This is a genomic window from Cupriavidus sp. JZ107 (assembly GCF_053903255.1).
Genome location: NZ_CP096480.1, coordinates 608,547 through 622,996, shown reverse-complemented (window position 1 = coordinate 622,996; position 14,450 = coordinate 608,547). Strand labels below are relative to the sequence as shown.

The window sequence follows — 14,450 nt, the reverse complement described above, 5'->3', positions numbered from 1 at the left end:
ACCAGCGCTGCTGCCGTCTCCCCCGCCCCTCTCCCGCGAGCGGGAGAGGGGAGAACACAGTCGTTACGACAAGGCTCTGGAGAACAGTGGCCCCGACTGCCGTCACACCAATGACTGCGACAGCCGCCGCACCCGCGATAAGCGGCTCCCTCTCCTGCTTGCTCGAGAACGGAAACCCTCGCTACGACAAGGCTTCCGAAAACAGACCGCGACAGCCGTCACACTCGCGGTAAGCGGCTCCCTCTCCCGCTTGCGGGAGAGGGTTGGGGAGAGGGCAACGGGCACCGGCAAACCACGACGGCCATCGAGCAACCCCCTGCCTCCTCCTTGCAGCCAAGAGCGAGCGCAAACCACTGCCCCGCGCTCCATAGGTAACCGTGCTATAGTGTGCTCCTTCGCCCCAAGAGGCGAAAACCCGGACAGATTATTAAGACAAGACACTGTCCGGCTGGCCCCGAGGGCCCCGCCGCCCGACCTGACGTCCGGCATTCACCACCCAAGCGTTCCCAATCAGTCATCGCATCGCGGATGTTCCGCTCACTCCGAGCCGGCATCACGCGCAGTGACCATCGCCGTTTTCGGTAAGTCGCAAGTCGCGCGTGTCACCACGCGCCACGGCGCCCGAAGTCCGCCTGCACGCGTCCTTTCTCACGCTGACGCATTCGCGCGGATCCACCGGACAGGGCAAGGGACCGCCCCATTCCCATCACATGAATCCAAACAATCAATACACCGTCGCCGTCCATCCGATCCAGCAAAGCCCCGGCCAGTGGTTCGCCACTTACATCGTCAGCCGCTATGAAAGCGGCCGCGAGCGGGTGCTCGAGAACGTCGCGGTACGCGACACGCTGCATCGCACGGAAGCGCAGGCCAAGCAGGTCGCCCGGCAAGCGGGCGAACGCGCGATTGCGCGCTTGCGCCGCCATTGAGCGCGCGCATTACCAAGGAGTCCACCATGTACGCCAACCACGCCGTCTACAAGGGCTATCGCCTCTCGGCCCACGTCCATCACACCGCCGAACAGGCCGGCAAGTCGGGCACCGCGCGCGACAGCTTCGAGGCGACGATCAATATCATTGCCTTGGGCGGAGCGCCGTCGACCGGACTGCCCGCGCTGCGTTCGCATCGCGCCGGTAGCCCGCGCGAGGCGATCGAAGCGGCCGTCGCCTACGGGCGCGATGTGATCGACGGCCTGTCGAGCTTCACCAAGGGCAAGCGCAAGGCCGCCGCGACGAAAGCTCGCGCGTCGGAGCTGGACGCGACAGTCTGAGCGTCACCCCGTAGGCGCGTAGGCCCGCGCACCATCGTGACCCGACAGTGGCGGCAAGCCCCGAGCTAGCTCGTCTTGCGCGCCGGCACGTATTGCGCGGGCAATGCGCCCAGCTCGACCATCATCGCCCGCGCGATCGTCAAGCGCTTCGGCGCGAGCTCCTCGCGCTGCAGATCCATATTCAGTGCGAAGGTGAATACGCCGCCGTTGCGCTCGACCCAACCCACCCACCAGCCGTGGTTCAGCCCGGCGTCCATCGCCCAGCCGGTCTTCGCGAATAGCGCGTAGTCGCCGCCCGATTCGACTTTCAGGATCTCCCGCACCCATTGCTGGCTGAGCCGCGAGGCCGGCAGCTGCTGCTGCGCCAGCCGCGCGAGAAAACGGGTCTGCTCCACGGCCGAAATGGCCAGCGGCCCGCGCAGCCAGAACTGATCCACCTGCTTGCCCAATTCGCGATTGCCATAGTCGAGGCGGTCGACCCACGTCTGCATTCGTTGCATGCCGATGCGGCGCGCGACACCCTGGTACACCGGCACATTCGACATCGCGATCGCCTCACGCAGGTTCATGTCGCGCTGCCACTGCGGAAATCGCGTCTTGCCGCCGCCGTACGGCTGAATCTGGTCGGGATCGGCCACGACGCCCGTTTCGAAGGCGATCAGGCTGTTCGGAATCTTGTAGGTCGAGGCCGGCACCATGCGCGTCTTCGCGCGCGGCGCGTTCACCAGCGACAGCCGGTTCGCCTTGACGTCGAGCATGGCGAAGCAGCCGTCGACATCGAGCTCGCGGAAGTGGGACATCAGATCCTCGCGGACGGCTTCGGCTGGCGCCGCGGTCTCGGCCCGCTGCACCACCCGGGCGATGTCGTCGGCCTGCACCAGCCGGGCGGCCGGCAGCAACGCCGCGCCTCCGGCCAATTGCAGCAGACGGCGGCGATACAGACGTTGCCCATGCAGAGGCTGCTCGTTCGTTCGGGACTTCATGGTCTCTCCTTGTACTTGGGAATGGCGCGCCGGTCCGGGCGGCGTGGCGCGACACCGACCGGACAGCCCGCATCGTAGCCACAGGCATGCGCCAGTCCAACGCGGTGCGTGCGACAATCTGCATCCGCTGTCACGGCTGTCACGTCCCTGTGCCCGATTCCGCATCTCTGTGCCCGCCTCCATGCCCGAACCCCTGCTAATCGAGCTGTGCGCCCCGCAAACCGTCAATGGCCTCCGGGCGCCCTACCAGTCGGTATGGCTGCTGGTCCGGCTGCACTACGCGGCCCAACAGGCGCCGCACCGGCCGCTGGTCTACGCCGACGACCTGCGCGAGCGCATGAGCAATGCGCGCACCCTGCGCATGGCGATCACGCGGGCCTTCCAGGACTTCGCGCGCTGGGAGCTGGCGGTCGGATGGGGCGACGACGCCAGCCGCGATCCGCGCTTTCTGAATCTGGAGGGACGCAGCCAGGGGCCGTTCTGGCTTGCCGCGCATGAACGCCAGCGCATCGTCTGCGTGGTCGACGGGGCTCCGGCTGGCGCGGCGGAGATTGCGGCGTTTCTTGGCCTCGATCGCGACGGGCCCGGCCAAGGCAAGGCGCTCATCCCGCAGCGGATGGTCACGCAGACCGACCTGTCGTTCTGGCGCCATTTTGTCGACGGCAAGCAGGCGCTGCGTGAGGGGCGGCTGTTGACGCCGCTGTCGCGCGAGGATGCGGCCAAGACCGGCGGGACAGGTGGAAATGGCGGGCATGACGCCCCCGCTGCGCTGACCGCATTCCGTGCCGCGCGGCGGCTGGCCGCCAGCGAGTTCGAACACGCGTTCGTCGCGCTGAACGAGGCGCTGCTGTGGCGCCGCCTGGGCGATCGCGCACAGACCCGCAAGATGCTGCGCGCACTGAAGCGGCGCCGGCGCGGTCATGCCATCGCCGGCAACGACTATCTCGACGCCATGGAAGGCATCGTCGCCGCCTGGTGCGCCTACGACGAGCGCGACCTGCCCGGCGCGCTGGCCGTGCTGCAGGCGCTGGCGCAGAACCAGCCCAGTGCGACACTGGTGCAGGCCCACCCGCATGTCCGCTTCGAATGGCACAACCTCGCCGCGCTGATCCAGCGGTCCAATGCGCTGGTCGCTGCCCCGCACGACGCCGCGACCGCTGGCGCACTGGCCGAACAGGCCGCCACCCATTTCGATCAGGCGTTGGCCGCGGCGTTCGAATCGAACGTCTCCGATGCCGCGCAGCATGTGGCCGCCAATATCGGCATGGCACTATGGCTGTTCGGCGAGGCCGGCATCGGATGGTCCGGCGCCTTGCGTGATGGAGAAGCGGAGCGCGCGATCCAGTGGATCGGCCTGTCCGAATGGCTGGGCCGCGGCGCCGGCAACCGCCATCCGTCCGCATGGAACGCCATCTACCTGATGCGCATCGCGCGCGGCGCCTGCCATACCGCGCCACGGCCCACACTGGCCGAATTCCAGGCGACCGCACCGATCGGCGTGACGGCCTTGCGCCAATTGGCCGGGCCGTTCGCCGACGCCTTCACCGGCCCCGCCTGGCCGGACAGCTGGCACGAGGTCGCCGCCTGGCGCCTGGCGGAATCGCAGCGCGGCGAGCGCAAGTATCCGCTGCTGCAGCAGAGCAGCCTGTGGTTCGAACTGGCGTGGTATTCCGCGCATGCCGGGCAACTGGAGCCGGCGGCAAAGGCGCTGCGGCTGCTGCGGGAAGGGCTGAAGCAGCTGGCGGTCAGCGATCGCCAGTATTTCGGCAAGCCGCTGCTCGATGCACTGCCGGAGCCGGTGCATCGGCTGGCGCAGGACGACTGACTGAACGCCGGGCAATAAAAAAGGGCCCCCGCCTTCGCGGGGACCCCAACGCACCACCATGGCGCCGGCACGGCGCCGGCGCCCGGCCTTCGGTTACACCGGCTCGTCCGTCGCCGGATTCGGCTTGCGGTCGTCGAACCAGCGATACAGCGTCGGCACCATCACCAGCGTCAGCAGCGTGGACGTGATCAGGCCGCCGATCACCACCACCGCCAGCGGGCGTTGCACCTCGGAGCCCGGGCCCGTCGAGAACAGGAACGGCACCAGGCCCAGCAGCGCGATGGTTGCCGTCATCATCACCGGACGGAACCGCATGGTGGCGCCGTGGATCACCGCCTCGTCGAGGTCCATGCCGTTGTTGCGCAGATTGCGGATGTAGGACACCAGCACCACGCCGTTCAGCACCGCGATACCCCACAGCGCGATAAAGCCCACCGACGCCGGCACCGACAGGTATTCGCCGGTGATGAACAGGCCGATGATGCCGCCGATGGACGCGAACGGCAGCACTGTGATGATCAGCGTGGCGAAGCGCAGCGAGTTGAACAGCAGGAACAGCAGGAAGAAGATCGCGGCGATCGTGATCGGCACGATGATCTTCAGGTGGCCCATCGCGCGTTCCATGTTCTGGAACTGGCCGCCCCACTCGAAGTAATAGCCTTCGGGCAGCTTGACCTTGCTGTCGGCCGCCTGCTGCAGCTCGGCGACGAAGCCGCCGAGGTCGCGGTCCTTGACGTTGATCATCACCACGACGCGGCGCTTGGCCATTTCGCGGCTGATCTGCGCCGGGCCGTCGCTGACCTCGATCTTCGCCACGCTTTGCAGCGGCACCTGGATGCCGTCGGGCGTGGTCACCAGCAGCTGGCGGATCGACTGGACATCGTGGCGGAAGCGCTCCGGCAGACGGACCGCGGCGCTGAAGCGGCGCTCACCCTCGAAGATGTCGGTGGCGCGCTTGCCGCCGATCGAGATCTCGATGATGTCGTGGATGTCCGAGACATTGAGCCCGTAGCGCGCGATCGCCTGGCGGTCGATGTCGATCGACAGGTACTGCTGACCGGTGATGCGCTCGATGCGGATGTCCTGCGAGCCCTGGATGCCGCCCGCCACGCGCGCGACCTCGCCGGCCAGCTCGCGCAGCTTGCCGAGGTCGTCGCCGAAGATCTTGACCGCGATGTCCGAACGCACGCCGCTGACCATCTCGTCGATCCGGTCGGAAATCGGCTGCGCCATCACGATCTGCACGCCCGGAATGGCGCGCAGCTTCTGGCGGATCTGCTCTGCGATGTCATCCTGCGTCCAGCCGTCGGGCCACTCGTCGCGGTCCTTCAGGCTGGCGATCGGGGTCGACTCGTTCTGGCTCTGCGGGTCCGCCGGGCTTTCGCCGCGGCCGACGCCGGAGACCACCGACTTGACGCCCGGTACGCTGAGTACCAGCTTGTTGGCCTCCTTCTCCAGCTTGATCGATTCCTCCAGCGAGATGTTCGGCACGCGGTCGATCGCCGGAACGATCGAGCCTTCCTTCATCTCCGGCATGAACGACGAACCGAGCAGCGGCACGATCGCCAGCGTGCCCAGGAACGCGACGACGGCAGCGACCACGGTCTTGCGGCTGTTTGCCATCGCCACCTTCAGCATCCGCAGATAGTGGCGCTTCAGGAAGGCGATCACGCGGGTATCGTGCTCGGCCCCGCCCTTCAGGATGTAGGACGACAGTACCGGCGACAGCGTCAGCGACAGCACCAGCGAGATGGCCAGCGCGATCGCGATGGTGAAGGCCAGCGGCGCGAACATCTTGCCCTCGGTGCCGGTCAGCGTCATCAGCGGCAGGAACACCAGGATGATGATGCCGACGCCGACGATCACCGGCGTCGCCACTTCCTGCACCGCCTTGACCAGCACCTCGGTCTTCGACAGCCTCAGCTCATCCTTGCGCCCCAATCGCTCGAAGGCGTTCTCGACCACCACCACGGAGCCGTCAACCATCAGGCCGATCGCGATCGCCAGCCCTCCCAGCGACATCAGGTTGGCCGACAGCCCCACCTGGTTCATCACCATGAAGGTCAGCAGCGGCGTCAGCACCAGCGTGGCCAGCACGATCACCGACGAGCGCAGGTCGCCCAGGAACAGGAACAGCACGATCACCACCAGCACCACGCCTTCGAGCAGCACCTTGGTCACCGTCCACAACGCGGCGTCGACCAGTTCGCTGCGGTCGTAGTACGGCACGATCTGCAGCTTGCCGGGCAGCATGCCGCGCTCGTTGATCTCGGCGACGCGCTGCTTGACGCGGCTGACGACTTCCTTGGCGTTGCCGCCGCGCATCATCATCACGATGCCGCCGACCGCCTCGGTCTGGCCGTTCTTGATCAGCGCGCCCTGCCGCACCTCATGCCCGATGGTGACCTCGGCGACGTCGCGCAGGTAGACCGGCGTGCCGTTGATCTCCTTCAGCACGATGCTCTTCAGGTCCTCGACGCCTTGCGCCAGACCCACGCCGCGGATCAGGTACTGCTCGGCGTAGTGCGGCAGCACCCCACCGCCCGAGTTGGCGTTGTTGTTGGCGAGTGCCTGGTAGACCTGCTGCACCGAGATGCCGTAGTGCCGCATGCGGTCCGGATTGATCAGCGCCTGATACTGCTTGACGTAGCCGCCCTGCGAGTTGATTTCGGCGACGCCCGGGATCGAACGCAGCAGCGGGCGCACGACCCAGTCCTGCACGATGCGGCGCTCGGACAGTTCCTGTTGCGTCAGCTCGCGGTCGCCGTCATCGGCGCGGTCCAGCGTGTACTGGTAGACCTCGCCCAGACCGGTCGACACCGGACCGAGCACCGGCGTCACGCCTTCCGGCATGCGGCCGCCGACCTCGATCAGCCGCTCCATCACCAGCTGGCGCGCGAAATAGACATCGGTGGCATCGGTGAACACCAGCGTGATCAGCGACAGTCCCGCCTTGTTCAGCGAGCGCATCTCGACCAGGCCGGGCAGGCCGGTCATCGCGATCTCGATCGGCACCGTGACGAAGCGTTCGACCTCCTCGGGCGAGCGGCCGGCCGCCTCGGTGGCGATCTGCACCTGCACGTTGGTGACATCGGGGAACGCGTCGACCGACAGCTTGCCGGCGGCGCGCAGCCCGAAGAAGAACAGCACGACCGCGATCACGCAGACCACGAGCCGCTGTTTGATGGCAGCTTGGACTAGGGATTCGATCATCGTGGTCAACCTTGCTCGAGGCGCTTGCGCTCGTTATCGAGATGGAAAGCGCCATTGACCACGATGCGGTCGCCAGCCTTGACGCCGCTCTGCACCACGCGCATGCCGTCGCTCTCCGCGCCGAGCTTGACCGGCACGGCGCGATACAGGCCCTCGCCCTGCTCGACGTAGACCTGCTCCTCGTTGCCATCGCGGACCACGGCCGAGCCCGGCACCACCAGCCGCTCGGTCGGCCGGCTGGCGATCACCATGCTGGCCAGCATCGCCGGCTTCAGGCGTCCCTCGCGGTTCTCGAGTTCGGTACGAACGAGCACCGTGCGCGATTCGGGATTGACGGTGCGGCCCACATAGATCAGCTTGCCGGCGATCCGGCTGCGGCCCGTGCCGGCGCCCAGCGACGGCACGTCGATCTCGACCGTCTGCCCTTCGGCGACCAGCGCGGCCTGCTGCTCGGGCACTTCGGCCACGACCCAGACGCGCGACAGGTCGGCCACCGTATAGAGCGAATCGGCGGGCTGTACCACCTGGCCCTGCGCGACCTTGCGCTCGACCACGGTGCCGCTGATGCTCGAATACACCGGCGAATACGAGTTGATGCTGCCGCCCTTGGACAGCTCGGCGATCGCGGCCTTCGACATGCCCAGCACGCGCAGCTGGTCGCGATAAGCGTGCATCTCGGCCTGGGCGATCGCGTATTCGCTCTCCCGGCGCTGCAGCTCGCCACGGCCGATCACGTCGGCGGCGAACAGCTGGCGCGCGCGCTCGGCGTTCTGCGCCTGCAGCTGCGATTGCGCCAATGCCTTCAGGTAGGACATCTGCGCGGCGCCCAGCTCGCTGCTGTGCAGGCGCGCCAGCACCTGGCCGGCCTTCACTTCCTGGCCGGGCATCGCGTAGAGATCGGTCACGCGGCCGGTCACCGAGGCGCCGATGCGGGCCACGCGCTGCTCGTCGAAATCGATGCGGCCGGCCACGTGCAGCATCTCGCTGAACGGGCTGGTGGCCACCGGCGCGACCTTCAGCTGCTGCTGCAGCGATGGCTCGGGCTTGACCACGCCGGGCGGCAGCTTGGGCGCCTCGGCTGCGGGCGGCGGCTCCTCGGAACAGGCCGCGAGCGTCAACATCATGGCGGCAGCCACCGCCAGGGTACGGAGAGAAATGGGGCGCATGGTCAGTCTTTGTTCGATTCGGTGGAGAGGGTCGCGGCGGTCGGGGTCATGGCCGGGGTCGTGGCGGAGGTCACGGCCGGGGTCATAGCCGGGCTGACATCCGGAGTCACGTCCGAGGTCCTGCCCGGGGTCACGCCGGGCGTGGACATGCCGGGCGCCATCGACAGCAGGCGTTCGATCTGGATCACGGCCATCTGCTGGTCGTATTGGGCGGCGATCAGTTCGTTGCGAGCGTTGCGCAGCGTGCGCTGGGCATCGATCACTTCGAGGATGCCGCGCTCGCCGTAGCGGTAGGCCGCCTGCGCGACCTGCAGCGCGTTCTCGGCCTCACGGACGATGCCGGACTCCAGCGCGGTGACCTGGGCCTGCGTGATTTCGAGCTGGCGGTACGCCGACTCGAGTTCCTGCGCCAGTTCGAATTCGCGCAGCTCATAGGCGCTGCGTGCCTGCGTGGCTTGCGCGACCGCCTCGCCCACCGGGCCCTTGCGGCGGTCCCACAACGGGATGGTCAGCACCAGGCCGACCTGGGACACGCTGTTGTCCGGCTCGCGCGTGGTGCTGGCGCGCACCGCCAGCTCGGGCAACCGCAGCGAGCGCTGGTAGTCGACGGCCAGATTGGCGCGCTCCAGCTCCATGCGGCGCTGGACCAGTTCGGCATTGGCCGTGCTCAGGCGCTCCCGCATCACCGCCAGATCGGGCACGTTCGGGATCTGGCCGAGGCTGCCGGCCAGCGCGAACTTCGGCGGCAGCGCGCCGCCGACCTGCTGGCGCAGCGCCGCCTTGGCCTGGTCGACGCGGTATTCGGCGCTCTGCAGCGATTTCTGCGCGGCCAGCAGTTCGGTCTCGGCCCGGATCAGCTCATAGCGCGGCGCCTCGCCGACCTCGACGCGCAGGCGCGCCCGCGAATGGACCTGCTTCATCATCGCCAGGTCTTCCCGCGCCGCCGCCAGTTCGCTCTCCCGGCGCAGCACGCCGAAGTAGCCGGTCTTGACGCGGCCGGCGAGGTCCGCATAGAAGGCCTGCAGACCCGCCTCAGTCGCGTCGAGATTGCGTTCGGCGATCGAGCGGCGCAGGCTGCGCTGCTGGGGGTAGTCGAGGCGCTGCGTGATCGAGAAGCTGGGCGTGTTGCCCTCGGCGACGCCGGCCTGCCGGCCGCGCAGGCGGCCGTACATCATTTCGACCTGCGGATTCGGATAGGCGCCCGCGCTGGTGACGGCGGCGCTGGCGGCGTCCACGCCGGCATGCGCGGCGGCCACGCCCTTGTTCGAGTTCTGGGACAGGGAAAGCAGTTGCTCCAGCGAGAAGGCATCGGCGGCAAAGGCCGACGACACCCCAAGCGAAAGCGACGCTATCAGGGTAAGCGTAGAGATCTTCATGGCAACGAGAAAAAGCCGGACCACTGCATGCCGGCTACGCGCGGACGGCGTTACCGCGACAAGCACACGGCCCACGGCAGCGAACGCCGCGAGCAAGACACGCAGATAGGGGGCGCGACTGGTCCGACGCGGAGCCGGACCGGCGCGTCAGCAATCAGGCGGAGAAGATGGGGGGCTTGAACAGCGCCGCAGGCAGTGGCGGCGCGCGGCCGTGGCGAGGCGGAGAGACATCGCCGGAAGGCAGTTCGAGCGGCGCCGCCGGCAAGGCGAACAGCGCGCTCGATTCCTCGATTTCGTCGAGCACGTCGGGCGGATCGAGCAGGTCCGCCGACCAGATATTGCAGTAGCCCGGGTGGGAGGCGGCTTCGGCGACGTCGTCGTCGGCGTGGATGCCGTCGTCGCCCGGGGCGACGATGCGGCTGCCGTCGTCATCGCTGGAAACCGCCCGAGCAGCCACCGCGGCGACCGCGGCCATGCTGCAGACCAGCGGCCCCACGCGCATCTGTCCTTGCCCGAGCCCCGCCGCCGCGTCCAGACGCGTGCTCGCCTGCGCTCCGAAGGAGAGCAGGAACAGGCAGGCCGCGATCAGAAACGGTAGAAAGGCTCGCATCAAGGGGAAGTTGGCGTCGGTATGCGGGCAGAGGCACTACGCCAAAAATATGACGGTTAGTGCTCTGCGTAATAAGACGCAAGTGCGGCATTGTAACCGAATGCAATCGCATGGACAGGGTTAGCCCTAGGTTGTTCCCGAAAACGTGACGATCTGGATATCGGGCGGGGCACGGCTCCCCTGCCCGTTCGGCGCGATTTGCGACCGAGTTGCGCCCGATTTGTCGCCGCTTTGCGCGATCTGCGCGGGCTCGGCCGGGTCAGGCCACGGTGCCGCCGACGCCCGGCGCCGGCGCCAGCCCGACCTTGCCGGGCGCCGTTTCGTCCCGGTCGGCCTCGTCGCCGCCGGCCTTGTCCAGATCCATGCCGGTGGTCTCCGGCAGCATCAGCGCGGCGAACACGACCAGCGCATAGCCGGCCCCGGCGACGATGGCGATGGCCAGCGGCAACGAGGTCCGGCCCGAGCTGAGCCAGCCGACCGACAGCGGGAAGAACGAGCCGATCACCCGGCCGAGGTTGTACGAGACGCCGTAGCCGGTCGCGCGGATATCGTTCGGATACGACTCCGAGATGGTCGCGCCGATGCCGGAGAACACCCCCTGCATCAGCACGCCTAGCGGAAAGCCGAGGAACAGCATCGACAGGTTGGAGACCGGGATCACCATATAGATCAGCGCCATCACGAAGGCGCCGGCGGCGAACAGCACATAGGTCGGCCGCCGTCCCAGCCGGTCGGTCGCGTAGGCGCCAGCCACATAGCCGACCAGCGAGCCGAGGATGGTCACCGCCAGATAGGAGCTGGTGCCGAACACCGACAGGCCGCGCTCGGTCTTCAGGAAGGTCGGCAGCCAGGTCGCGATCGCGTAGTAGGCGCCCAGCATGCCGCCGGACAGCAGGCTGCACAGCACGGTCTTGCGCAGCAGCGGCCGCCGCACCAGCCGGCCCAGCTCCTGCCAGGCGGAGCCCTGCGAGGCGGCCCGTTCGGCGCGCGTCTTGACGAAGACCTCGGGCTCGTCGAGGTTGCGGCGCAGATAGAAGACCACCAGCGCCGGCACGATGCCGAGGAAGAAGCAGACCCGCCAGGCCGTCTCGGCCGGGAACAGGCTGAAGGTCAGGCCATAGGCCAGCGCCGCCGTGCCCCAGCCGAACGAATAGCTGCTCGCCGTGAAGCCCGAGTATTTGCCGCGGTGCGCCGGATTGCGAATCATCTCGGTCACCAGCACCATGCACAGCGACGATTCGCCGCCGAAGCCGATGCCCTGGATCATGCGGAACAGCATCAGCTGCTCGGGCGAATTGGCCAGCCCGCACAGGAAGCAGGCGACGGTGAAGACCACGATGGTCCAGCGCAGCACGCGCACGCGGCCATAGCGGTCGGCCAGCATGCCGGCGCCGATCGCGCCGACCAGCGACGACACCAGCGTCCACGTGACGATCGCGCCCGCGGTCGATTTGCTCATCTGCCACTGCGTCAGCAGCGTCGAGATCAGGAACGAATAGATCATGAAGTCGAACACGTCGACCGCATGGCCGAGGAAAGCGCCGTAGAACCCCTTGCGCTCCATCCGCGATAGCTCTTTGAACCAGTCCAGCATGATCGTCGCTCCTTGTCAGTGTGGGCATCGCGGCGGCGTGGTGGGCCGCGCGGCGTGCGAATTCGGTGGGGTGTTTGCCTGGTGTTTGCGTGGTGTCAGCGAGGCGTGCTCAGCCCGGCGGCGGCCGGAAGGCGAAGCCCGCCGCTTCGAGCAGATTCGCGAAACGCAGCGCGGTCAGGTCGCGGTAGCGCCCGGCGACGATCTGCACGCCGACCGGCAGACCGTTGCTGGCGGGGCCGATCGGCGCGACGGTCGAGGGCAGTCCGCACAGTCCGGAATGGCCGGCCCAGAACAGCTGGGTCGTCATCGCTTGCGGCTTGCCGTTGACGTCCAGATGGCGCTGCCAGGGCTCGCCGGATTCGTTCAGCGAGAAGGCGGTCGTCGTCGCCGCCGGGCACAGCAGCACGTCGTAGTCGTCGAAGAAGCGCTGCCAGGCCTGCGCGAAGCGCTCGCGCGCGTGTTGCAACAGCAGCCAGTCGCGGTGGTGCAGCGTGGCGCCGACATGCTGGAGGGTCGCGTAGCGGGTATCGTCCGGCGTGGCGGCCGCGGCCTGTTGGATGGCGTCGGCGAACGCGCCGTCCGGCATATGGACCGAGGTGGTCGCGCGCAGCAGCAGCACGTAGACACGCCACAGTTCTTCGGCGTCGAACGACGGGCGTACATGCCAGGCAACGCTGGCGCCCTGCCCTTCGAGCCAGCGGCCCAGCCCTTGGATGCAGTCGCTGACCTCGCGGTCGGCCTCGGCCTGCGGGTGCGAGGGCAGCACCGCGACGCGGAATTGCGCCAGCGAATCCAGTCGGCACGGCGGCAACGCCAGTCGAAAAGCCTGCGCGTCGGCGCCTTCCGGACCAGCGATCGCTTGCAGCACCAGTTCGAGATCGCGCGCGCTGCGGGCGATCGGGCCCGCGACGTTGATGTCCTGGATGCCGAACGACGCCGCGCCGGTGCCATGACCGCTGAGCGGCACGATGCCGTGGCTGCTCTTGTGCGAGAACACGCCGCAGTAGTGCGCGGGATTGCGCAGGGACGAGCCAATGTCCGAGCCGATGTCGAACAGGCTCATGCCGGCGCAGACGGCCGCCGCGCTGCCGCCCGACGAACCGCCCGGCGTGCGCGACGGATCGTGCGGATTGCGCGTGGTGCCGTAGACCGCGTTATAGCTTTGCCAGTCGCGCAGGCCGAGCGGCACATTGGTCTTGCCGACCAGCACCGCACCGGCCTCGCGCAGCCGCTGGACCGCGGTGGCGTCGCGCTGCGCGACGTGCTCGCGCAGCGCCGGATTGCCGCAGGTGGTCGGCCAGCCGGCCACGTCGAACGATTCCTTGACGGAGAACGGCACGCCATCGAGCGGCCCCAGCGCCCTGCCCTGGCGGCGGCGCGCATCGCTGGCGCGCGCCTGCTCCCGGGCGGCATCGAAGTCGGCGAGCACGATGGCGTTCAGCAGCGGATTGCGTTCGGCCCAGGCGGCGTGACAGAGATCGAGCAGTTGCTCGGCGCTGGTGCGGCCCTCGGCGAGATCGTCGACAGCCTGCCATAGCGGGCGATAGCGCGCGCCGGGCGGGGCGGCGGCTGTTTGCTGGCGCAGGGAAGCACCGGCGCGGGCCGGGATGGACGGGGACGTTGGCAGGCTCACGTCGGCTCCTGTTCTTGTTGTTGCCTGTTGTTCTATGCCGCGACCCTGACGGCAGCACGCCTGCCCCTCTGGCGGAGGCGAGGCTAAGTGCTGCGTCGGTATACTATATGCAATAGTTTAGGGCGGACCAAGGCTCGTCGGCATTGGCGGAAACCCTCGCACCGCTGGCGGGCTGTCGGTACGTGGCTGGCGCTGGACGCAAGAATCGGTCCGGGAAGATCGCGGCACGATGCGGTGCCGCGCATTCGAAGCAGTGCCGCACACGAGAGCGGCCGGAAAAGAAAAAACCGCCCCGAAGGGCGGTTCAGATTGCTTGCGCCGTCGTCGTCCCCGCGTAGGCGGGAACCCCGAGGCTTCTGAAGACACTGGATTCCCGCCTGCGCGGGAACGACGTGAGCGCTGTATCGGTCTTCGCCGTTATGCCGGGCGATGCCCGCAGCCGGCGCGGCCGAACAGGCATTGCACGAAGCGCAGCACGTCGGCGATCCGCAGCGGGATCAGCGGCGTCGCGTGGCGGACCGCGTCGCGGGCCGCGTAGTGGCGCAGCAGTTGCTGGCCGACCGGGGTCTTCAGATACGACGCCCGGGCATTGGTGTCGCGGTAAGTCATGGTCTTTCTCTATTGCGTTTACAACAGTCGACAGTATACACATTTTTGTGCATTGCGCCATGACGGTGCGCCGGACGCCCCGGACCCGTGCGCGGCCGATGCCGGGGCACGGCGGCAAGGCGCACCGCGCCCATGGTGCATCGCGACAGAGGAATCGCGACAGAGGAATCG

11 protein-coding genes are annotated in these 14,450 nt (G+C 68.0%); 3 read left to right on the top strand and 8 right to left on the bottom strand.

Going from position 1 to position 14,450, the window contains the following annotated elements; translation table 11 throughout:
- Positions 1 to 710: 710 nt before the first annotated feature.
- Both M1D55_RS02630 and M1D55_RS02625 read left to right on the top strand, forming a co-directional pair.
- Positions 711 to 929 (top strand): isochorismatase, encoded by a 219-nt coding sequence (locus M1D55_RS02630; protein WP_456281029.1) that lies wholly within the window; start codon positions 711 to 713, stop codon positions 927 to 929.
- Between the two features lie 26 nt (positions 930 to 955).
- Positions 956 to 1,270 carry a hypothetical protein gene (locus M1D55_RS02625; protein WP_064573984.1) on the top strand — a complete coding sequence of 105 codons (315 nt, stop codon included), beginning with the start codon at positions 956 to 958 and terminating at the stop codon, positions 1,268 to 1,270.
- A gap of 65 nt (positions 1,271 to 1,335) precedes the next feature.
- On the opposite strand, the gene blaOXA is transcribed toward M1D55_RS02625, so the two are convergent.
- Positions 1,336 to 2,253, bottom strand: coding sequence for an OXA-837 family class D beta-lactamase (blaOXA, locus tag M1D55_RS02620; RefSeq protein WP_456281028.1), 918 nt, complete (start codon positions 2,251 to 2,253; stop codon positions 1,336 to 1,338).
- A 181-nt stretch (positions 2,254 to 2,434) separates the two neighbouring features.
- Between blaOXA and M1D55_RS02615 the strand changes: the two genes are divergently transcribed.
- Positions 2,435 to 4,078, top strand: coding sequence for a hypothetical protein (locus M1D55_RS02615; RefSeq protein WP_456281027.1), 1,644 nt, complete (start codon positions 2,435 to 2,437; stop codon positions 4,076 to 4,078).
- 93 nt (positions 4,079 to 4,171) lie between these two features.
- Here M1D55_RS02615 and M1D55_RS02610 read toward each other — a convergent pair whose 3' ends face one another.
- The 7 genes from M1D55_RS02610 to M1D55_RS02580 all read right to left on the bottom strand — a co-directional run bounded on the left by M1D55_RS02610 (position 4,172) and on the right by M1D55_RS02580 (position 14,279).
- A complete protein-coding gene (locus M1D55_RS02610; RefSeq protein ID WP_043440510.1) occupies positions 4,172 to 7,291 on the bottom strand; it encodes an efflux RND transporter permease subunit in 3,120 nt (1,039 codons plus the stop codon).
- 5 nt (positions 7,292 to 7,296) lie between these two features.
- Positions 7,297 to 8,457, bottom strand: coding sequence for an efflux RND transporter periplasmic adaptor subunit (locus M1D55_RS02605; protein WP_456281026.1), 1,161 nt, complete (start codon positions 8,455 to 8,457; stop codon positions 7,297 to 7,299).
- A 2-nt stretch (positions 8,458 to 8,459) separates the two neighbouring features.
- On the bottom strand, positions 8,460 to 9,833 hold the full coding sequence (locus tag M1D55_RS02600) for a TolC family protein (RefSeq protein WP_043440507.1): 1,374 nt from the start codon (positions 9,831 to 9,833) through the stop codon (positions 8,460 to 8,462).
- A 154-nt stretch (positions 9,834 to 9,987) separates the two neighbouring features.
- Positions 9,988 to 10,443, bottom strand: coding sequence for a hypothetical protein (locus M1D55_RS02595; RefSeq protein WP_006575723.1), 456 nt, complete (start codon positions 10,441 to 10,443; stop codon positions 9,988 to 9,990).
- Between the two features lie 259 nt (positions 10,444 to 10,702).
- Positions 10,703 to 12,037 carry an MFS transporter gene (locus tag M1D55_RS02590; RefSeq protein ID WP_456281025.1) on the bottom strand — a complete coding sequence of 445 codons (1,335 nt, stop codon included), beginning with the start codon at positions 12,035 to 12,037 and terminating at the stop codon, positions 10,703 to 10,705.
- 109 nt (positions 12,038 to 12,146) lie between these two features.
- Positions 12,147 to 13,622 carry an amidase gene (locus tag M1D55_RS02585; RefSeq protein ID WP_456281362.1) on the bottom strand — a complete coding sequence of 492 codons (1,476 nt, stop codon included), beginning with the start codon at positions 13,620 to 13,622 and terminating at the stop codon, positions 12,147 to 12,149.
- Between the two features lie 465 nt (positions 13,623 to 14,087).
- On the bottom strand, positions 14,088 to 14,279 hold the full coding sequence (locus tag M1D55_RS02580; RefSeq protein WP_006575725.1) for a hypothetical protein: 192 nt from the start codon (positions 14,277 to 14,279) through the stop codon (positions 14,088 to 14,090).
- Positions 14,280 to 14,450: the final 171 nt, after the last annotated feature.